19 protein-coding genes are annotated in these 19,666 nt (G+C 72.2%); 11 read left to right on the plus strand and 8 right to left on the minus strand.

All coding sequences use genetic code 11. The features are described from left to right. Positions 1-58: 58 nt before the first annotated feature. Positions 59-1,027, minus strand: a complete 969-nt coding sequence (locus tag AC27IY_RS20820) for an aldo/keto reductase (protein ID WP_357639099.1) — start codon at positions 1,025-1,027, stop codon at positions 59-61. A 75-nt stretch (positions 1,028-1,102) separates the two neighbouring features. Here AC27IY_RS20820 and AC27IY_RS20825 point away from each other — a divergent pair, with 75 nt between their 5' ends. Beyond that, positions 1,103-2,140: a hypothetical protein gene (locus AC27IY_RS20825; RefSeq protein WP_364455714.1), complete on the plus strand. Its 1,038-nt coding sequence runs from the start codon at positions 1,103-1,105 to the stop codon at positions 2,138-2,140. Positions 2,141-2,205: 65 nt separating this feature from the next. Here the strand turns inward: AC27IY_RS20825 and AC27IY_RS20830 are convergent, their stop codons facing one another. Next, entirely contained in the window at positions 2,206-2,583 is a 378-nt protein-coding gene (locus AC27IY_RS20830) for a hypothetical protein (protein WP_344211590.1), read from the minus strand. A 153-nt stretch (positions 2,584-2,736) separates the two neighbouring features. Between AC27IY_RS20830 and AC27IY_RS20835 the strand changes: the two genes are divergently transcribed. The 6 genes from AC27IY_RS20835 (at position 2,737) to AC27IY_RS20860 (ending at position 8,132) form a co-directional block, all read left to right on the plus strand. Beyond that, complete coding sequence (locus AC27IY_RS20835; protein WP_487178902.1) at positions 2,737-3,018, plus strand: hypothetical protein; 282 nt, start codon at positions 2,737-2,739, stop codon at positions 3,016-3,018. 145 nt (positions 3,019-3,163) lie between these two features. Next, positions 3,164-4,027: an alpha/beta fold hydrolase gene (locus tag AC27IY_RS20840; RefSeq protein ID WP_487178903.1), complete on the plus strand. Its 864-nt coding sequence runs from the start codon at positions 3,164-3,166 to the stop codon at positions 4,025-4,027. Positions 4,028-4,095: 68 nt separating this feature from the next. Continuing rightward, positions 4,096-5,286: an L-2-hydroxyglutarate oxidase gene (gene lhgO, locus AC27IY_RS20845; RefSeq protein ID WP_423452230.1), complete on the plus strand. Its 1,191-nt coding sequence runs from the start codon at positions 4,096-4,098 to the stop codon at positions 5,284-5,286. A gap of 10 nt (positions 5,287-5,296) precedes the next feature. Beyond that, on the plus strand, positions 5,297-5,995 hold the full coding sequence (locus AC27IY_RS20850) for a response regulator transcription factor (RefSeq protein ID WP_344211586.1): 699 nt from the start codon (positions 5,297-5,299) through the stop codon (positions 5,993-5,995). A gap of 29 nt (positions 5,996-6,024) precedes the next feature. Beyond that, positions 6,025-7,407, plus strand: a complete 1,383-nt coding sequence (locus tag AC27IY_RS20855) for a sensor histidine kinase (RefSeq protein WP_487178904.1) — start codon at positions 6,025-6,027, stop codon at positions 7,405-7,407. 65 nt (positions 7,408-7,472) lie between these two features. Further along, positions 7,473-8,132 carry a response regulator transcription factor gene (locus tag AC27IY_RS20860; protein ID WP_344211661.1) on the plus strand — a complete coding sequence of 220 codons (660 nt, stop codon included), beginning with the start codon at positions 7,473-7,475 and terminating at the stop codon, positions 8,130-8,132. A gap of 17 nt (positions 8,133-8,149) precedes the next feature. On the opposite strand, the gene AC27IY_RS20865 is transcribed toward AC27IY_RS20860, so the two are convergent. Next, positions 8,150-8,710: a GntR family transcriptional regulator gene (locus AC27IY_RS20865; RefSeq protein WP_487178905.1), complete on the minus strand. Its 561-nt coding sequence runs from the start codon at positions 8,708-8,710 to the stop codon at positions 8,150-8,152. Positions 8,711-8,819: 109 nt separating this feature from the next. On the opposite strand from AC27IY_RS20865, the gene AC27IY_RS20870 reads away from it, so the two are divergent. After that, entirely contained in the window at positions 8,820-10,622 is a 1,803-nt protein-coding gene (locus tag AC27IY_RS20870) for a GTPase family protein (RefSeq protein ID WP_487178906.1), read from the plus strand. Further along, on the plus strand, positions 10,619-12,343 hold the full coding sequence (locus AC27IY_RS20875; protein ID WP_487178907.1) for a YfjP family GTPase: 1,725 nt from the start codon (positions 10,619-10,621) through the stop codon (positions 12,341-12,343). Before AC27IY_RS20870 ends, AC27IY_RS20875 begins: the two co-directional genes overlap by 4 nt. Positions 12,344-12,352: 9 nt before the next feature. Here AC27IY_RS20875 and AC27IY_RS20880 read toward each other — a convergent pair whose 3' ends face one another. From AC27IY_RS20880 to tdh, 4 genes are all read right to left on the minus strand, one after another. Beyond that, positions 12,353-12,754, minus strand: coding sequence for a hypothetical protein (locus AC27IY_RS20880; protein ID WP_487178908.1), 402 nt, complete (start codon positions 12,752-12,754; stop codon positions 12,353-12,355). 69 nt (positions 12,755-12,823) lie between these two features. Continuing rightward, entirely contained in the window at positions 12,824-13,744 is a 921-nt protein-coding gene (locus tag AC27IY_RS20885; protein ID WP_487178909.1) for a LysR family transcriptional regulator, read from the minus strand. A 56-nt stretch (positions 13,745-13,800) separates the two neighbouring features. After that, positions 13,801-14,970: a glycine C-acetyltransferase gene (locus tag AC27IY_RS20890; RefSeq protein WP_344211570.1), complete on the minus strand. Its 1,170-nt coding sequence runs from the start codon at positions 14,968-14,970 to the stop codon at positions 13,801-13,803. Continuing rightward, positions 14,970-15,998 carry an L-threonine 3-dehydrogenase gene (gene tdh / locus AC27IY_RS20895; protein WP_487178910.1) on the minus strand — a complete coding sequence of 343 codons (1,029 nt, stop codon included), beginning with the start codon at positions 15,996-15,998 and terminating at the stop codon, positions 14,970-14,972. Before tdh ends, AC27IY_RS20890 begins: the two co-directional genes overlap by 1 nt. Before the next feature lie 162 nt (positions 15,999-16,160). Between tdh and AC27IY_RS20900 the strand changes: the two genes are divergently transcribed. Continuing rightward, positions 16,161-17,300 (plus strand): ROK family transcriptional regulator, encoded by a 1,140-nt coding sequence (locus tag AC27IY_RS20900; protein ID WP_364455684.1) that lies wholly within the window; start codon positions 16,161-16,163, stop codon positions 17,298-17,300. Between the two features lie 68 nt (positions 17,301-17,368). Beyond that, entirely contained in the window at positions 17,369-18,538 is a 1,170-nt protein-coding gene (locus AC27IY_RS20905; RefSeq protein WP_344211564.1) for a Gfo/Idh/MocA family protein, read from the plus strand. 49 nt (positions 18,539-18,587) lie between these two features. On the opposite strand, the gene AC27IY_RS20910 is transcribed toward AC27IY_RS20905, so the two are convergent. Beyond that, positions 18,588-19,664, minus strand: a complete 1,077-nt coding sequence (locus AC27IY_RS20910) for an SPFH domain-containing protein (RefSeq protein ID WP_344211562.1) — start codon at positions 19,662-19,664, stop codon at positions 18,588-18,590. Positions 19,665-19,666: the final 2 nt, after the last annotated feature.

Raw genomic sequence — 19,666 nt, forward strand, 5'->3', positions numbered from 1 at the left:
CCTGGTGCTCGGCCTGCTCCTGCTGATCGTGGTAGTCGGCGCGCTGCTCACCTGAGCCCTACCAGGCGTAGTCCTCCGGCGCGGTCCTGTGACCGGGGAAGATCTCGTCCAGGCGGGCCAGCACGGCGTCGTCCAGCTCGATCTCCAGCGTGCGCATGCTGCCTTCGAGCTGCTCCAGCGTGCGCGGGCCGATGATCGGCGCGGTGACCGCCCGCTGCTTGAGCAGCCAGGCCAGGCCCACGTGCGCCGGGTCCTCGCCCAGCTCGTCGCAGAGCTTCTCGTACGCCTCGATCTTGTCGCGGTGCTTCTCCAGCTGCTTGACGATCTGCTCGCTCGCCGAGCGGCCCTTGTCGATCTTGCGGAGCACGCCGCCCAGCAGGCCGCCGGCCAGCGGGCTCCACGGGATCACGCCGAGCCCGTAGTCCTCGCAGGCGGGCAGCACCTCCAGCTCGACCGCGCGGGTGAGCAGGTTGTAGTGGGACTGCTCGCTGACCAGGCCGAGGAAGTTGCGCCGGGCGGCGGTCTCCTGCGCCTTGGCGATGTGCCAGCCGGCGAAGTTCGAGGAGCCGACGTAGAGGATCTTGCCCTGCTGGCGCAGGACCTCCATCGCCTCCCAGAACTCCTCGAACGGGGTGTTCCTGTCGACGTGGTGCGCCTGGTAGATGTCGATGTAGTCGGTCTGCATGCGCTTCAGCGAGGCGTCGCAGGCCCGGCGGATGTTGAGCGCCGACAGCTTGCTGTCGTTCGGCCACTCGCTCATGCCGCCGTAGAGCTTGGTCGCGATGACGGTCTTCTCACGCCGCCCGCCGCCCTGGGCGAACCACCTGCCGATGATGTTCTCGGTGATGCCCTCGCCCAGCTTCCAGCCGTAGACGTTGGCGGTGTCGAAGAAGTTGATGCCCAGCTCCAGGGCCCGATCCATGATCGCGAAGGAGTCTTCCTCCGAAGTCTGCGGGCCGAAGTTCATGGTGCCGAGGCAGAGGGGGCTGACCTGAAGGCCACTGCGTCCGAGGTTGACATAGTCCATGGATCCAACCCTAAAGACCTGGAGCGCACTCCAGGCCAGACGCTTCCCGGCGCGCCGGTGGGGCATGATGGCGGCGTGGGGGATGCCTTGATCCGGATGCTCGCGGCCGTGTTCGCGGCCTGTTGCCTGGCCGTCGTGCCCGTCCATGCGGCGGCGGCCGACGACGACGAGCGGATGGAGAAGCTCTTCACGTTCAAGGACCCGAGGATCACCGAGTCCAGCGGCCTGGCCGTCTCGCCCACCCATCCTGGCATCTACTACACGCACAACGACAGCGCCGCCGCCCCGACGTTCTACGCGGTGGACGGCGAGGGGCGCACCCGGGCGACGTACCAGCTGCGCGGCGCGGAGGCGCGCGACTGGGAGGCGATGGCCGCGAGCAAGGACCCGCGCACCGGGCGCGGCGTGCTCTGGTTCGCCGACATCGGCGACAACCTCGACGGCGCCTGGCCCGACGTGTCGATCTACAAGGTGATGGAGCCGCAGCGACTCGGCGACGCCACGCTGCCCGCCGTCCGCTACCGGTTCCGCTACGCCGACGGCGCGCGCAACGCCGAGGGCATCATGGTCAACCCGAGGACCGGGCGGCTCTACGTGGTGTCCAAGGAGTTCGCGGGCTCGGTCTACGCCGCGCCGAAGACGCTGCGCACCGACCGGACGAACGTGCTGCGCAGGGTGGCCGCCGCGCCCATCATGGCGACGGACGCGGCGTACGCGCCGGACGGCTCCTCGTACGTCGTGCGCACCTACTTCTCCGCCACCCTCTACAAGCCCTCGGGCGAGACGATCGCCAGGGTGACGATGCCGCAACTGGAGCAGGCGGAGTCGATCGCGTTCACGGCGGACGGCAAGGCCCTGCTCACCGGCAGCGAGGGGGCGCGGAGCCCGGTCTACCGGGTGCCGCTGCCCGCCCGCGCGCTGGCCTCCGCCTCGCCGAGCGCCACCCCTACGCCCACTCCCACCTCCAGCCCGGCCAAGGCCGAGAGCAGCCTGGACGCGCAGGCGGACAGTGCGGCGGGCGGCGGGCTGGCGCTGAAGGACGTGCTCATCTGGCTCGCCGCGGCGGCGACGGCCATCGGCGTGATCACCTTCATCGCCCGCAGGACCGCCTGAGGCGGCCGTCACCGACATCGCCCGGCGGACCGCCTGACCGACCTCAGCCGACCACCTGATCGGCCTCAGCGGCCCCCGCCGCGCATGGTCGCGGTGAACATGTCGCCGCGCAGCGCCCGCTCCACCACCTCGATCGAGCGCGACAGCCGGACCAGCCGCGGGCCCTCCTGCCGGTAGGCGTCGAGCACCGCCTCGATGGCGTGCGGCGGCAGGTGGCCCTTGAGGTCGACGGCGGCGGCGCGGTAGCCGGCACGGGCGGCCTCGACCGCCGAGTGCACGTGGTGCCTGGCCATGCTGGCCAGGGCCACGGGGTGGCGGCGCAGCACCTCGTAGGCGCGGTAGTCGGGCGGGACCGCGTCGAGCAGCCAGGCCACGGCCGAGGTCTCCCAGTCGGGGACGCTGGGCGGTCGGACCTCGGCGGGCCACTCGGGCGGGACGTACATATGCCAATCGTACTTAAGTTCGATTGATGACCGGAGGGCGCTCCTGGCCAACCCGCCCGCACGTGGTGCCTGCCCATTTACGATCAACAGCAGCCCCACCCCGACGAATACCTGGAGGTCGCGGTGTCGGACGGCGTTTCTCGTCGGGGAGCGTTGACGTTCTTCGGCATCCTCGCCCTCGCGGGCATCGTGATGGTGACGCTCGTAGTTCTCCGCAGCACCGGCGACGGGCGGTTCCTCCACGTGTCCGCAGAGATCGAGGCGTTCGCCCGCACCATGCGGGACGGCGAGCGGCTCGGCCCCCGCACCGTCGGTGGGGTGGAGTTCGAGGAGGTCCGCCGCGAGTGGGGTGGTCGTTTTCCAGCAGGGCGACACCATGCACAGCCCCTACGGCTACGCCTGGAGTCCACAGGGCGATCCAGCCCGGCTTCTTGAGGACGTGGAGTGGTCAGAGGATCACGTCGATCACTATTTCGAGCACCTGCAGGGCGCCTTCTACTCCTGGGATGGAAGACGCTGACCAGCCGGGGCCATGATGGTGTGATGCCTCGCGAACTCCCCTCGCCACCGACTCACGGGCGTGAGCTCCTTGTTCACTGAAGACATGGTGGCGGTGGCAGGCGAGCCGGTCGTGGAGTTGTTCGTCGCTCAGAGTGTTCGTCCGGCCGGACGGGCGATGTTGGTGATCCACGGTGGCCCCGACTGGGATCACACGTATCTGCGCGAACCTCTTGACCAGCTCTCCGGCCGCCATCGGCTGATCATGCCGGATCTGCGCGGCTGTGGGCGTTCGACCCGCGGGCTCGCCGACGATCAGTACACCCCCGCCGCGGCCGCCGGTGACCTCGTCGCTCTTCTGGACGCCCTGGGCCTCGGGCAGGTGGACGTTCTCGGATTCTCCTACGGCGGCCTCATCGCTCAACGCCTGGCTCTGGCCGCTCCCGAGCGCGTCCGGCGGCTGATCATCGCCTCCAGCGGCATTCTCCCCGTCCCTCCGGACGCCTTCGACGAGTGGACTGAACGCGCGGAGCGGCGCGCCGCCGAAGCAGCGGTGTGGGCCGATCCGACCCTGTCCGGACCCGAGTTGACCCGCGCGGCCGCTGTCGCCTCAGCCAGGGCGAACGTCTGGCGGCCGGAAGCGCTGGCTGATTACCTCGATCGCGTGACACGCATCCACTTCACCGCCGAGTGGCTGCGCCCCCTGCGGGCCGGCATCCTGCCGGCTGCCCGCCCAGAGGATTCGGCCCGGAGGCTGGCCGCCGCGGGTCATCCCCTGCTCCTGCTCCACGGGCGGCAGGACATGATCTTCCCCGCGGCCCTGGTCCAGGACGCGGCGACGTTGATCCCCTCCGCCAAAGCCGTTGTGCTCGAAGAAGCGGGCCACATGGCGCATATTGACCAGCCCGAAGAGTGGCTGAACGCCGTGGACTGGTTCCTGTGCTGAGGTCCGCGCGTCGTACGATGCGCCCCTGATATGGCGGGGACGGGCGGTAAGCCGGGAAAATCGGTCATGTGACGGAGAGAATCGGGATCGTGGGCGCCGGGATCGTCGGGCTGGCGGTGGCGCGCGAGCTCGCCGCCACCCGGGGCGCCGAGGTGACGGTGCTGGAGAAGGAGGACGGGGTCGCCGTCCACCAGACCGGGCACAACAGCGGCGTCGTCCACGCGGGCATCTACTACCCGCCCGGCTCGCTCAAGGCCAGGCTGTGCCGGGAGGGCGTGGCGCTGCTCAAGGACTACTGCGCGGCGCACGGGCTGCCGTACGAGGAGGTGGGCAAGCTCGTCGTGGCGAGCACCCACGCCGAGCGGGCGGGCCTCGCCGCGCTGGCCGAGCGGGCCCGCGCGAACGGAGTCCCCGGCATCGCCGAGCTGGACGCGCTGGGGCTGCGCGAGATCGAGCCGCACGCGGTCGGCGTCGGCGCGGTGCACTCCCCGCACACCGCGATCTGCGACTTCCCCGCCGTCGCCCGCCGCCTCGCCGAGGACGTCGAGGAGCTGGGCGGGTCCGTACGCCTCGCGCACCCCGTCCGCGGCATCCGCGAGCGCGCGGGCGGCGTGCAGGTGCTGGCCGCCCGCCGGATCTTCACCTTCGACCGACTGGTGGTCTGCGGCGGGCTCGGCACGGACGCCGTGGCCGCGATGGCCGGGCGGCCGGGGGAGGTGCGGATCGTCCCGTTCCGTGGTGAGTACTACGCGCTCCAGGGCGCGGCGAAGGAGCTCGTACGCGGGCTGATCTACCCGGTGCCCGATCCGCGCTATCCGTTCCTGGGGGTGCACCTGACCCGTACGGTCGGCGGCGAGGTGCTGGTGGGGCCGAACGCGGTGCTGGCGCTCGCGTACGAGGGCTACAACTGGCGCAAGTTCGGAAATATCCGGCAAATTCTTGGTTGGCCCGGCACGCTCCGCCTGGCCCGGCAGCACTGGCGCACCGGGATCAAGGAGGTGCGGGGCAGCCTCGCCAAGGGCGCCTTCGTCCGGGCCGCCCGCCGTTACGTGCCCGAGCTGAGCGGCGCCGACCTCGTACGCGCGCCCGGCGGCGTCCGCGCCCAGGCCGTGGCCAGGGACGGCCGGCTGGTGGACGACTTCGTCGTGGACGTGCACGGCAACGTCGTGCTGGTCCGCAACGCCCCGTCGCCCGCGGCCACGTCGAGCCTGGCGATCGCCAGGCATGTTGCCGGAATTGTCCCAGCACTCGTCCGTTAAAGGCATCCTTATGGTGATGGAATCACGCCTGCTGATCGTCGAGGACGACCCCAACATCCTCGAACTCCTCGCCGCGAGCCTCAGGTTCGCGGGTTTCGACGTGACCACGGCGAAGAGCGGCGTCGACGCCGTCGCCTCCGTGCAACGACACCGCCCCGACCTCGTCGTGCTCGACGTCATGCTGCCCGACCTGGACGGTTTCGAGATCGTCAGGCGGCTGCGCGGCGGCGGGCTGCACACGCCGGTGGTGTTCCTGACCGCCCGTGACGAGACCGAGGACAAGATCCGCGGCCTCACGATCGGCGGCGACGACTACGTGACCAAGCCGTTCAGCCTGGAGGAGGTGATCGCGCGCATCCACGCGGTGCTCCGCCGTACCAGCGGCGACCTGCCGGCCGCGCCGCCGCGGCTCACGTTCGCCGACATCGAGCTGGACGAGGAGAGCCACGAGGTGTGGCGCGGTGGCACCGCCGTGCCGCTGTCGCCGACCGAGTTCAAGCTGCTGCGCTACTTCATGACGAACGCCGGGCGCGTCCTGTCCAAGCCGCAGATCCTCGACCACGTCTGGGACTACGACTTCCGCGGCGAGGTCGGCATCGTCGAGTCGTACGTGTCCGTGCTCCGCCGCAAGATCGACAACCGGAGCCCCCGCCTCATCCACACCCTGCGGGGCGTCGGGTACGTGCTGCGCCTGCCCCCGAGCTCCTGATGACCCGGCTGCCGCTGAGGATCAAGCTGATGGCGTCCATGCTGGCGCTGCTCGGCTTCGGCATGGTCTTCATCGGCCTGGTCAGCGTGTCGGTGCTGCACGGCTACCTCATCGACCGCGTGGACGGGCAGCTCACGCTGCTCAGCGAGCGCATGCACAAGAAGATCGTCAACGACCGGCGCAACGACAGGGAGACCCCCGAGCGGCCGCTCCTCATCGAGTCGGACGCGATCGTCCTGGTCAAGGAGCCCGGCGGCGACTTCGTGCCGATGCTGACCGACCGCGACGTGGACGCCAAGCCCAAGCCCCTCCTTGGCCACGCCCCCGGCCAGGACGCCTACACCGCCCTCGCCTCCAGCGGCGACGGCGAATGGCGGGTGCTGGAGCGGCAGGTGCATCGCACCACGCTCGTCGTCGCCGTGGACCTGGAGGAGGTCGACGCGATCACCAGGCGGCTCGTGCTCATCGAGCTGCTGGGCGGCGGCGGCAGCCTGCTCATCCTCGCCGTCGTGGGCGTCACCATCGTCCGACGCAGCATGCGCCCGCTCGCCCAGATCGAGCGCACCGCCGAGGCCATCGCCGGCGGCGAGCTGGGGCGCCGGGTTCCCGATGCCGACCCCCGTACCGAGGTGGGCAGCCTGGCGAGGTCGCTCAACGGCATGCTTGCCCAGATCGAGGCCGCCTTCGCCGCCCGTTCGGCCTCCGAGGAGGCCGCCCGGCGCTCCGAGGACCGCATGCGCCAGTTCGTCGGCGACGCCTCCCACGAGCTGCGCACCCCGCTCACCTCCATCCGCGGCTTCGCCGAGTACGCCCGCCAGAACCCCGGCGCCGACCCCGTCGAGCTCATGCAGCGCGTGGAGAAGGCGGCCGGCCGGATGAGCCTGCTGGTGGACGACCTGCTCCTGCTGGCCAGGGTGGACCAGCAGCGGCCGCTGCGGATGCGCCCCGTGGACATGCTGGCGCTGGCCGCCGACGCCGTGCAGGACGCCCGGATCATCGCGCCCGACCGTACGATCAAGCTCGACGTCGTCGGCGGCGCGGCCCTGATCGTCTCCGGCGACGAGGTACGCCTGCGCCAGGTGGTCAGCAACCTCGTCACCAACGCCATCGTCCACACCGAGCCCGCCTCGCCGATCATCGTCCGGGTCGGCGCCGGCGGCGAGCAGGTCTTCCTGGAGGTCGCCGACCAGGGCCCCGGACTCACCCCCGAGCAGGTCGAGCACGTCTTCGAACGCTTCTACCGGGCCGACACCGCCCGCGCCCGCCGCCGCTCGACCGAGGAGCGGGGCAGCGGGCTCGGCCTCGCCATCGTCCAGGCACTCGTACGGGCCCACGGCGGCGAGGTCACCGTGACCAGCACCGTCGAGGACGGCTCCACGTTCCGGGTCGAACTCCCACTAGCTTTGGAGTGACCGTTCAGCTAACCCTCAGGTCGTTTTGTCACTGTAAGTAGGTGACGAAACCCGAGGCGCTGATCATGGTGGTGGACGACGAACCCAGCATCAGGGACCTGCTCTCCGCCAGCCTGCGTTTCTCCGGGTTCGAGGTCCTGACCGCCGCCGACGGGCAGGAGGCCGTCGAGGTCGCCGAACGCGCCTCGCCCGACCTCGTGGTCCTCGACGTGATGCTCCCCGACCTCGACGGCCTGGAGGTCGCCAAGCGCATCGACGCGCCCGTGCTCTTCCTCACCGCCCGCGACGCCACCGAGGACAAGATCGCGGGCCTGCGGGTGGGCGACGACTACGTGACCAAGCCGTTCAGCCTGGAGGAGGTGCAGGCCCGCATCCGGGCGGTGCTCCGGCGCACCCGAGTCGACGGCGCGCCCGCCACCCGGCTCAAGGTCGCCGACCTGGAGCTGGACGAGGACTCCCGCGAGGTCTGGCGCGGCGGCCGGTCGGTGCGCCTGTCGCCGACCGAGTTCAAGCTGCTGCACTACTTCATGGTCAACGCCGGGCGGGTGCTGTCGAAGGCGCAGATCCTCGACCACGTCTGGAACTACGACTTCGGCGGGGACGCCGGGGTGGTGGAGTCGTACGTGTCCTACCTGCGGCGCAAGGTGGACGACGTCGAGCCACGGCTCATCCACACCCTGCGCAGCGTCGGCTACGTGCTCCGGGAACCGCCGCCCGGCCCCTGACGGTCCGGGGAGTCGGGTCAGCCCTCCGCGGGTTGGTCACGGTACGACAGCTCGTAGCGCAGCTCGCGCCCGTCGGCGACCATCGTCATCACGCTGACCTCGTACGGGGTCCCGGCGCTCGTACGCGACACCCTGGTGAGGACCAGGACCCAGTCGTGCGGACGGAGGGCGAGGGCGGCCTGTTCGGGCTCCGTCGAGGGGCGGGCGGTGACCCGCTCCTCGACCTTGTGCGGCCGGTAGCCGAGCTCGGCCAGCAGGGTGACGGCTCCGCCGGGGATCTTGCGGGCCTCGGCGAGCCTCGTGCCGCCCGCGATCCCGACGGGATAGTAGGAGTCGGCCAGTTCCGTCGGCCGCCCGTCCAGCAGCACCAGCCTCCGCCGGACGATCGCGGTGTCTTCCGGACCGAGCCGCAGGGCGTCGGCCACCGCCTGTGGAGGACTGACCTCCTCCACGCCGCGTAGCTGGTTCGTCCCGACATGGCCGTGCGCCTCCGCCTCCGCCGTCCAGGCGTCCGGGTCGCCGGGGCGGCGAGGCCGCAGGTAAGGAGCGGAGATGCCGGTCCAGCCCGTGTCCGACACGAGTCCTCCACGAGGTCGAGATCCGAGAGGTGTCACGGTACCGTTCCGCACCGCGACGCTCCCCACATGGCACCGCTGAATCGGCCCCCGCGTGGGTAGCGTGAGGCGTATGGATCTGCTGGGCGCGTTGGAGGCATTGCGCCGGCCGCTGGACCGTGAGCTGTTCCCGCTGGCGATCGGCGAGGCGGCGGCGGACCGGCGGGCGTTGCGCGAGCTGACCGGGCAGCTCGACGACTACCTGCTGCCGCGGCTGCGGGCGATCGACGCGCCGCTGCTGGCCGTCGTCGGCGGCTCCACCGGGGCGGGCAAGTCCACGCTGGTCAACTCGCTGGTCGGCGCGGACGTGGCCGAGCCAGGCGTGCTGCGGCCCACCACGCTGACCCCCACGCTCGTGGTCAACCCCGCCGACCGGCCCTGGTTCATGGGTCAGAACGTGCTCCCCGGGCTGTCCCGCGCCACCGGCGAGGGCCCCGGCGCGCTGCGCGTGGTGACCTCCGACGCGGTCGGGGCCGGGCTGGCGCTGCTCGACGCGCCCGACATCGACTCCGTCGTCACCGCCAACCGGGAGCTGGCCGCGCAGCTTCTCGCCGCCGCCGACCTGTGGCTGTTCGTCACGACCGCCGCCCGGTACGCCGACGAGGTGCCGTGGAGCTTCCTGCGTTCGGCCCGCGAACGGAGCACGGCCCTCGCCGTGGTGCTCGACCGGGTGTCGCGGGAGGCGATCGAGCCGGTGGCCCGCGACCTCAACCGGCTGCTCGACGAGAACGGGCTCGACGGCACCCGCCTGTTCACCGTCCCCGAGGCGGCCCTGCCGGACGAGAAGGCGCGCCTGCCCGAGGAGTACGTACGCCCCATCGCCTCCTGGCTCAACGGGCTGGCCGAGGACGCCGCCGAGCGCGCCCGCGTCGTACGCCAGACGCTCTCCGGCGCGCTGGACAGCCTGGAGACCCGGGTGCCCGCCCTGGCCACGGCGGTCGCCAGGCAGCAGGCGGGCTTCGACGGGCTGCGCGCGATCGTCGTGAACGCGTACGCGGGCGGCCTCGCCGACTTCGACGGCGGCATGCGCGACGGCTCGCTGCTGCGCGGCGAGGTGCTGGCCCGCTGGCAGGACTTCATCGGCACCGGCGACCTCATGCGTACGCTGGAGAGCCGCGTCGGCTGGCTCCGCGACCGCATCGTGGGCTTCTTCACCGGCCGGATGCCGGAGACGCAGCTCAAGGAGGCCCTGGAGAGCGGCGTCGAGTCGCTGATCCGGGGAGCCGCCGACGGGTCCGCCGAGCGGGCGCTGGAGGGCTGGTCCGCGGCGCCCGGCGGCGCGGGGCTGCTCGACCGGCTCGGGGCCGTCGAGTCGGCCCGGCTCGGGCGGGCCTCGCCCGACCTCGGCAGGCGGGCGGAGGCGGCGGTGCGCGGCTGGCAGGAGTTCGTGCTCGACCTCGTACGCGACGAGGGCGCCGAGCGGCGCACCGCGGCACGGGTGGCCTCGTTCGGGGTGAACGGGGCGGGGCTGCTGCTCATGCTGGGGGTGTTCGCCTCCACGGGCGGGCTGACCGGCATCGAGGTGGGGATCGCGGGCGGCACGAGCGTGCTGTCGCAGAAGGTGCTGGAGGCCGTCTTCGGCGACCAGGCGGTCCGTACGCTGACCGTCACGGCCCGCGAGGACCTGCGCGAACGGGTCCGCGTCCTGCTGGCGGAGGAGGCGGCCCGCTTCGACGCCCTCCTGGAGTCCGCCGAACCGCCGAAGGGCACGGCCGAGCAGCTCGACGAGGCCCTCGCCGAGATCCGGGCCCAGCGGGCGCGGCGCGCCGACCTCCCGGCGCCGGCCGTGGAGCCGGCGCTCCCCCCGGGGGCGTGGCAGTCCGCCGCCACCATGGAGCTGCCGGTCCAGTCCGGCGCCGAGGAGGAGGGCCGGTGAAGCTGCTGCGGCGCAAGGAGGGGCCGTCCCTCGACACGCGGGTGAGCGCGCTGCTGGAGGCGGCCACGCTCGGCGACGGCCGGCTGCCCGAAGAAGCGGTGACCGCCGCGCGGGCCGTCGCCGAACGGGCGGGAGCGCGGGCAGGACTGTCCCTCGACCACACCGTGGCCGCGCTGGCCGGGGCCACCGGCAGCGGCAAGTCGTCCCTCTACAACGCGCTGGCGGGGCAGGAGCTGGCGGCGGTCGGCGTCACCCGGCCCACGACCTCGACCGCGCAGGCGGCGCTCTGGGACGGCGAGGGCGCGGGCCCGCTGCTCGACTGGCTGGACGTCCCGCACCGCCACTCCGCCGCGGACGCGGACGGGTCCGGGCTCGTCCTGCTGGACCTGCCCGACCACGATTCCATCCGGCTCTCTCATCGGCTGGAGGTGGACCGCCTGGTGGAGCTGGTCGATCTGCTGGTGTGGGTGGTGGATCCGCAGAAGTACGCGGACGCGGCGCTGCACGAGCGCTACCTGCGGCCGCTGGCCGGGCACCGGGACGTGATGCTGGTGGTGCTCAACCAGGTCGACCGGCTGCCGCCGCAGGCCGTCGAGCGTTGCGTCGGCGACCTGCGGCGGTTGCTGGAGGGGGACGGGCTGGCGGACGTCCCGGTGCTGGCGGTCTCGGCGCGTACCGGTGAGGGGATGGCCGGGCTCCGGGAGGTGCTGCGGGAGCGGGTCGCGGCCCGCGCGTCGTGGGCGGCCCGCCTGGGCGCCGACGTCGCCGCGGCCGCCGCCCACCTGGGGGCGGCCGAGGGCGGGAGCGGGGGCGGGGGCGAGGTCCCGGCGCTGGAGCAGGGGTCTGGGAGAGGGCTGGAGAAGGGACCTGGGAGGGGGCCGGAGCAGGGGCCTGGGAGAGGACTCGGCAAGGGGGTCGACAAGGGGCTCAGGGAGGCGCTGGCGCGGGCCGCAGGGGTGCCGCTGGTGGTGGAGGCCGTGGCCAAGGGGCATCGGCACCGGGCCGTGGTGGCGACCGGATGGCCGGTCACCCGCTGGCTGCGGCGCTTCCGCCCCGACCCGCTGCGCCGGCTCCGCCTGGGGATGACGGCGGTCCAGAACGCGCGCCCCCAGCTCCCCTCACCAGGGGACGCGGAGATCGTCGGGCGGACGTCCGTGCCGGGCGCGTCCGCCGTGCAGCGGGCGCAGGTCGAGACCGCGCTCAGGGACGTCGGCGAGTCCGCCGCCACCGGCCTGCCCGGCCCCTGGGCGACGGCGGTGCGCCACGCGGCCCGCTCCCACGCCACCGAGCTGATGGACGCGGTGGACCGCGCGATCGCCACGGCCTCGCTCGACGCGACCCGCCGCCCCCGCTGGTGGAGCGCGGTGAACGCGCTGCAGTGGCTGGTGTTCGCGGCCATGCTGGCGGGCGCGCTCTGGCTGGGGGTGCTGTTCGGGATGGACTACCTGCGCCTGCCCCAGCCGCCGCTGCCCACCGCCGGGCCGGTCCCGTGGCCGACGGTGCTGCTGGCGGGCGGGGCGCTGGCGGGGGTGCTGGTCGCGCTGCTGTCCCGGCTGCTGGCCTGGCTGGGCGGCCGCCGCCGCGCCCGCCGTACGGGGAAGGCGTTGCGGACGGCCATCGCCGAGGTGAGCGACCAGCTCGTGCTGGAGCCCGTACGCGCGGAGCTGGACCGGCACGCCCGCTTCACCGAGGCGCTCCGCCTGGCCCGCGCCGAGGTGTGAGAGCAGGGGTCAGCCGCAGTGCTCCCAGTCGCTCTCCCACCACGTGCCGCCGTACGTGCCGCCCCACTTGACGCACTTGCCGGCCGCGTTGACCTTGACCGGCCCGGCGTAGTAGCGGTAGTTGTCCGCGTCCACCTTGCCCTCCCCGCCGTACGGCCAGATCACGGCGCGCACGTACGTGCTGTTGCCCGCCGCGCCCGTCTTCCACGTCACCACGCAGTTGGTGGTGCCGTTGTAGAGCAGGTACGTGACGGCGCTGGAGCCGTAGGCGTGGCTGTCGATGACGTGGTAGCTGCCGCCGCCGCACGCGCCGATGGGCGTGGACGCCCCGGCGGCCGGGCCGCTCAGGGTCACCGACGCGGCGAGGGCGGTCGCGAGGCCGAGGGAGAGGGTCGCACTCCGCTTGATCATGCGCACTCGGGATTCCTTCGATGTGATCCGATGTGAAGATCAACGATAGGGCACCAATACGCCGATAAATCAGGATGTATCGGGCGGGGTGCCGCCGATCGAGGACGCCACCTCCCGCAACGCCGCCAGCACCGGCCGCACCACCGGATGCGAGTCGGCCCCACGCCGCACAGCCGCGAAGACCCGCCGCTCGGCCGCCCCCTGCGTACGGCGCACGACCACCCCGGCGGGAGCCATGTCCCGGAACGCCAGCCGGGGCACCAGCGCCACCCCGGCCCCCGCCCCGACCAGCGCCACCACGGCGCGGAAGTCGTCGGAGCAGTGGGCGACGTTGGGCGTGAAGCCCGCCTGCTGGCAGGCGAACGTGATCACGTCGTGCACCGGATTGCCGGGATAGGGCCCGATCCACCGCTCGGCGGACAGCGACACCAGCGTGGCCGAGTCCGCCAGCGGATGGCCGCGGGGCAGCACCAGGTCGAACGGCTCGGCGTACAGCGGCAGCCGGGACAGTCGCCCGTCGGCGGCGTCGGGCGCCCCGCGGTACTCGACCGCGACCGCGAGGTCGGCCGCCGAGTCGAGCAGCATGGCGAGCCCCTGGTCGCCCTCGGCGTCGAGCACCCGCACCTGGATGCCGGGCGCGCTCGCGCGCAGCGCCGCGATCGCGGGGGAGAGCACGGCGCTGATCGCCGTGGCGAAGCAGGCGACCGTCACCTCGCCGGCCTCGCCCGCCGCGTAGGCGGCCACGTCGGCACGGGCCCGTTCGAGCTGGGCCAGCACCTCGTTGGCGTGCCCGAGCATGATCCGGCCGACCGCGGTGAGCCGCACGCCGCGCCCGTCGCGGTTGAACAGCCGGTGCCCCACCTCGTGCTCCAGCGCCACGAGCTGCTGCGACACGGCCGACGGCGTGAGGTGCAGTGCGGCCGCCGCGGCGGTGACCGTGCCGTGGTCGGCCACGGCACGGAGCGTGCGCAGCCGCCGCGTGTCTATCACGGAGGTGAGGATACTCAGCTGCGTGCGCGTACGAACCAGCTGCGTGCGCGTACGAATCAGCTGCGCGCGCGTACGAAGGCGTCCACCGCCCGGTCGACGTCCTCCTCGCGGTGCGCGGCCGAGAGCTGCACCCGGATCCGCGCCTGCCCCTGCGGCACCACCGGGTACGAGAACCCGACGACGTAGATCCCGAGGTCGAGCAGCCGCTCGGCCATCGCGCCCGCCTCGGCCGCGTCGCCGATCATGACCGGCACGATCGGGTGGTCGCCGGGCAGGATGTCGAAACCGGCCTCGGTCATCGCGGCGCGGAAGCGGGCGGTGTTGGCGCGCAGCCGTTCGCGGGCCTCGCTGGTGGTCTCCAGCAGGTCGAGGATGCGCAGCGAGGCGGCCGCGATGACGGGCGCGAGGGAGTTGGAGAACAGGTAGGGGCGCGAGCGCTGGCGCAGCAGCGCGCAGATCTCCGCGCGGGCCGCGACGTAGCCGCCGCTGGCCCCGCCGAGCGCCTTGCCGAGGGTGCCGGTGATGATGTCCACGCGGTCGGTGACGCCGTGCAGCTCGGGCGTGCCGCGTCCCGTGGGGCCGACGAAGCCGACGGCGTGCGAGTCGTCCACCATGACCATGGCGTCGTAGCGGTCGGCGAGGTCGCAGATCTCGCGCAGCGGGGCGACGTAGCCGTCCATGGAGAAGACGCCGTCGGTGACGATGAGCCGCCGCCGCGCCTCCGACGCCTCCTTCAGCCGGGCCTCCAGCTCGGCCATGTCGCGGTTGGCGTAGCGCAGGCGCTGGGCCTTCGACAGGCGGATGCCGTCGATGATGCTGGCGTGGTTGAGCGCGTCGGAGATGACCGCGTCCTGGGCGTCGAGCAGCGTCTCGAAGACGCCGCCGTTGGCGTCGAAGCACGAGCTGTAGAGGACGGTGTCCTCCATGCCGAGGAACTCCGACAGCCGGGACTCCAGCTCCTTGTGCACCTCCTGTGTGCCGCAGATGAAGCGTACGGAGGCCATGCCGAACCCCCACCGGTCCAGCGCCTCCTTGGCCGCCGCGACCACCTCGGGGTGGTCGGCGAGGCCCAGGTAGTTGTTGGCGCAGAAGTTGAGCACCTCGCGCCCGGCCACGCCGACCTCGGCGCTCTGCGGGGTGGTGATGACCCGCTCGGGCTTGAGCAGCCCGGCCTCGGCGATCTCGTCGAGGGTCGCCCGCAGCTGCCCGCGCACGTTGGTGAACATCAAGCGCTCCAATCCAATATGACCTTGCCGGTACGCCCGCCCGCCGCCGTGTCGAAGGCCGCCTCGAAGTCGCGGTAGTCGAACCTGTGGGTGATGACGGGGGAGAGGTCGAGCCCCTTCTCCAGCAGGACGGACATGTTGTACCAGGTCTCGAACATCTCCCTGCCGTAGATCCCCTTGATGGTGATCATGGAGGTGACGACCGTGGCCCAGTCGATCGCGAACTCCTCGGCGGGCAGCCCGAGCATGGCGATCCTGCCGCCGTGCGTCATGTGCGCGATCATCTCGCGCACCGCCGCCGGGTTGCCGGACATCTCCAGTCCGACGTCGAAGCCCTCGCGCATCTGGAGCCGGCGCATGCCCTCCTCGATGGAGGTGCGGGAGACGTTGAGCGCGAGCGAGACGCCGAGCTTGGTGGCCAGGTCGAGGCGCTCGTCGCTGACGTCGGTGATCATCACGTTGCGCGCGCCGACGTGGGTGGCGACGGCCGCCGCCATCAGGCCGATCGGGCCGGCGCCGGTGATCAGGACGTCCTCGCCGACCAGGGGGAAGGAGAGCGCGGTGTGCACGGCGTTGCCGAACGGGTCGAAGATGGCGGCGATGTCGGGGTGGACCGGGGTGCGGTGCACCCAGACGTTGGTGGCGGGGAGGGTGACGTACTCGGCGAACGCGCCGTCCCTGTTGACCCCGAGGCCGATCGTGTTGCGGCACAGGTGGCGGCGGCCGGCCATGCAGTTGCGGCACTTGCCGCAGACCAGGTGGCCCTCCCCGCTGACGAGGTCGCCGACGGCGACGTCCTCGACGCCGGGCGCCACCTCGACCACGTGGCCGCAGAACTCGTGCCCGGCGACGAGGGGCAGCTTCAGCGTGTGCCTGGCCCAGTCGTCGTACTTGCGGATGTGCAGGTCGGTGCCGCAGATGCCGGTGCGCAGCACGCGGATCTTCACCTCGCCGGGCCCCACCTCGGGCTCCGGGACGTCCACCAGCCACAGACCGGGCTCGGCCTTCTCCTTGACCAGCGCTTTCATGGCCCTCTTTCCCCCTAGGTCGAACCTAACGCACTGTGCCCGGTCCACTCGTGAGGTGTCCATCGAGGACTTCTTAAGTGCCCCCACAGCTCAGCTTCACGCGGGCCCGCGAGCAGGCACAATTACGCAATAGGCTTGAAGATGACTCGATGTGGAGGTCACGTGCGACAGCAGAGCGGCGACGCCTCCCTCCTGCGCAGGCTCAACTCGGCGGCGATCCTGCGCGTGCTGCGCGAGGTGGACGTCGCCACGCTGTCGGAGCTGGCCAGGGCCGTCCGGGTGTCGCGGCCGACGGCCGAGACCATCGTGGACGACCTGGTCGCCGAGGGCTGGGCCGAGGAGTGGACGGAGGACGAGGGCGACCGGCAGCGCGGGCGGCCGGCCCGGCGGTTCAGGTTCCGCGCGGGGGCCGGGCACGTGCTCGGCGTCTCCATCGGTGGCTCCAGCGTGCGGGCCATGGTGGCCGACCTCGCGGGCACGGTGCGGGCCTCCGGCTGCGTGCCCACCCACCGGCACCTGAGCGCGGCCGAGCGGCTGGACGCGGCGACCGCGCTGGCCGCCGAGACCGCCGGCCGGGCGGGTCTGACGCTGGAGGGCCTGGTGGCCGCCGGCGTCGGCACCACCGGCACCGTGGACGCTGCGGGCCGGGTGGTCAAGAGCGTCGCGCTGGACGACTGGACGGGGCTCGACCTGCGCGGCGAGCTGGCCCGCAGGCTGCCCGTCCCCGTGCTGGTGGACAACGACATGCGCCTCGCGGTGCTGGCCGAGCACTGGCGCGGCGCGGCGCGGGGCCGCTCCGACGTGGTCTACCTGTTCACCGGCGACCGCATCGGCATGGGCCTGCTGGTCGGCGGCCGGCCGCACCGGGGCGCGCACGCGGCCGGGGGCGAGATCGGCTCCCAGCCCAACGACAACTGGACGGCGTTCCGGCACGTCATCGACTACGCGATGGCGGCCGAGCCGGGGGAGCTGCGCTCGATGCGGCAGAGCGCCGACTTCGCGATCGGCCGGGCCCGCGCGGGCGAGGAGCGGGCCGCGACGGCCGTGCGCGAGCTGGCCCGCGGGCTGGCGGCGGGCCTGGTCACCGTGGTCAACCCGCTCGACCCCGAGATGGTGGTCATCGGCGGCGCGCTGGCCTCGGCCGGCGACCTGCTGGTGGAGCCGGCGCGTGAGGTCTTCGAGCGTCACTGCCTCTATCCGCCCGAGGTCGTGGCCTCGGCGCTGGGCGCCGACTGCATCGTGATCGGCGCGGTCCGCCTGGCCCTCGACCACGCCGACCAGCACCTGTTTGCGCTGGATTAAAGCTAGTTGTTTTCATAATTGACCGCTAGCCTGCAGGTCACACAACGCTCGAACGTGGAAGGACTCGTGTGAAAGACCTGCGCATCGGAGTCATCGGTCTCGGCCTGCGGACGAGCCTCGCGCTGCACGCGCACCGTCCCGGCGGCGGATCGGTCGTGGCCGCGCTCTGCGACTCCGACCCCGCGGTGCTCAAGAGCCAGTCGGCCCGCTTCGAGGCCGGCTTCCTCACCGAGGACTACCGCGCGCTCCTCGACCGGCCCGACCTCGACGCCGTCATCGTCAACACCCCCGACGACACCCACGAGCGCATCGCCATCGACTGCCTGGAGGCCGGCAAGGCCGTCTACCTGGAGAAGCCGATGGCGATCACCGTGGAGGGCTGCGACGCCGTCCTGCGCGCCGCCCGCCGCACCGGCACCCGCCTGTACGTCGGCCACAACATGCGCCACATGGGCGTGGTCCGGCTGATGCGCGACATCATCCGCAAGGGCGTCATCGGCGAGCCGAAGACCGTGTGGGTGCGGCACTTCGTCGGCTACGGCGGCGACTACTACTTCAAGGACTGGCACGCCGACCGCACCCGCACCACTGGCCTGCTGCTGCAGAAGGCCGCCCACGACCTCGACGTGATCCACTGGCTGGCCGGCGGCTACACCACCCGGGTCAACGCGCTCGGCGACCTCATGGTCTACGGCGACCTGCCGCGCCGCGCCCCCGGCACCCCGCGTCCGGACGACTGGCTGCGCACGTACGAGTGGCCGCCCACCGCCCGCCGCGACCTGCACCACGTCGTGGACGTCGAGGACGTCTCCGTGATGAACATGCGCCTGGACAACGGCGTCATCGCCGCCTACCAGCAGTGCCACTTCTCGCCCGACTACGTGCGCAACTACACCGTCATCGGCACCGAGGGGCGGCTGGAGAACTTCGGCGACGGGCCCGGCGACACGGTCAAGGTCTGGAACACCGGGCCGACCGGCTACCGGGACGACTGCGACATCGCGTACAAGGTGCCGCTGGCCGAGGGGTCGCACGGCGGGGCGGACGCCGAGATCATCGGTGAGTTCCGCCGGTTCGTCCAGGAGGGCGGGGCCACCGACACCTCGCCGGTGGCGGCGCGGATGAGCGTGGCGGCCGGCTACATGGCGACGATGTCGCTGCGCGACGGCGGCATGCCGTACGACGTGCCGCCGCTCGATCCGGACCTGGCCGCGTACTTCGCGGGCGGGCAGGCGTGAGCCACGACGGCCCGGCCCCGCGAGGGGACCGGGCCGGTGCGCCAGGGGCTCAGCGCTCGGCCTCCTTGGGCTGCGGGTCGAGGTCGGGGAAGGGGGACGGCTCCTGCATGGCCTGGGTGAGCTGGCGCGGGCCCTTGGGGTCGGCCTCCTGGGCGTCGGCGACGGCCTCGGCCGCGGCCTCCGCCGCGCGGGCGGCGTCCTCGTCGGCCGCCGAGTGCTCCGGAGCCACCTCCTCGCGGGTGGCCGCCGAACGCGGCAGCGCCTCGGTGAACGCCTTCGACACGCCCGTCAGCGCCGAGGTGACCTCGCTCGGGATCACCCAGAACGTGTTGCCCTGACCCTGGGCGAGCTGTGGCAGCACCTGGAGGTACTGGTAGGCGAGCAGCTTGGGGTCGGGGTCGTTGCGGTGCACGGCCTGGAAGACCTGGTCGATGGCGCGCGACTGGCCCTCGGCCTCCAGGATCGCCGCGGCCCTGGTGCCCTCGGCGCGCAGGATGCGGCTCTGCTTGTCGCCCTCGGCCGTGAGGATCTGCGACTGGCGCTGGCCCTCGGCGGTCAGGATCGCGGCCCGCTTGTCGCGCTCGGCCCGCATCTGCTTCTCCATCGCGTCCTTGATGGTCTTGGGCGGGTCGATCGCCTTGATCTCGACGCGGTTGACGCGGATGCCCCACTTGCCGGTGGCCTCGTCGAGCACCCCGCGCAGCTGGCTGTTGATGGTGTCGCGGGAGGTCAGCGTCTTCTCCAGGTCCATCGAGCCGACGACGTTGCGCAGCGTGGTGACGGTGAGCTGCTCGACGGCCTGGATGTAGTTGGCGATCTCGTACGCCGCCGCCCGCGGGTCGGTGACCTGGAAGTAGAGCACCGTGTCGATCTCGACGACCAGGTTGTCCTCGGTGATGACCGGCTGCGGGCGGAACGAGACGACCTGCTCCCGCAGATCGATCATGGCGTAGACGCGGTCGATGTACGGGATGACGAAGTTGAGCCCGGGTTTGAGCGTGCGGTGGTAACGGCCGAGCCGCTCGACGTTGCGGGCCCGGGCCTGCGGCACGATCCGTACGGCTCTGAGCACGGTGAAGACGGCGAACAGGATGACGAAGATGCCGACCATCAAGAGCGGATCCATGC

The sequence above is a fragment of the Nonomuraea sp. B208 genome, from assembly GCF_057536035.1.

What these genes read in the sequence shown, in the direction of transcription:
- AC27IY_RS20820 (WP_357639099.1), bottom strand. Translation starts at nt 1,027, where the DNA reads ATGGACTATGTCAACCTCGGACGCAGTGGCCTTCAGGTCAGCCCCCTC.
- AC27IY_RS20830 (WP_344211590.1), bottom strand. Translation starts at nt 2,583, where the DNA reads ATGTACGTCCCGCCCGAGTGGCCCGCCGAGGTCCGACCGCCCAGCGTC.
- AC27IY_RS20850 (WP_344211586.1), top strand. Translation starts at nt 5,297, where the DNA reads ATGGTGATGGAATCACGCCTGCTGATCGTCGAGGACGACCCCAACATC.
- AC27IY_RS20855 (WP_487178904.1), top strand. Translation starts at nt 6,025, where the DNA reads ATGGCGTCCATGCTGGCGCTGCTCGGCTTCGGCATGGTCTTCATCGGC.
- AC27IY_RS20860 (WP_344211661.1), top strand. Translation starts at nt 7,473, where the DNA reads ATGGTGGTGGACGACGAACCCAGCATCAGGGACCTGCTCTCCGCCAGC.
- AC27IY_RS20870 (WP_487178906.1), top strand. Translation starts at nt 8,820, where the DNA reads ATGGATCTGCTGGGCGCGTTGGAGGCATTGCGCCGGCCGCTGGACCGT.
- AC27IY_RS20880 (WP_487178908.1), bottom strand. Translation starts at nt 12,754, where the DNA reads ATGATCAAGCGGAGTGCGACCCTCTCCCTCGGCCTCGCGACCGCCCTC.
- AC27IY_RS20890 (WP_344211570.1), bottom strand. Translation starts at nt 14,970, where the DNA reads ATGTTCACCAACGTGCGCGGGCAGCTGCGGGCGACCCTCGACGAGATC.
- tdh (WP_487178910.1), bottom strand. Translation starts at nt 15,998, where the DNA reads ATGAAAGCGCTGGTCAAGGAGAAGGCCGAGCCCGGTCTGTGGCTGGTG.
- AC27IY_RS20910 (WP_344211562.1), bottom strand. Translation starts at nt 19,664, where the DNA reads ATGGATCCGCTCTTGATGGTCGGCATCTTCGTCATCCTGTTCGCCGTC.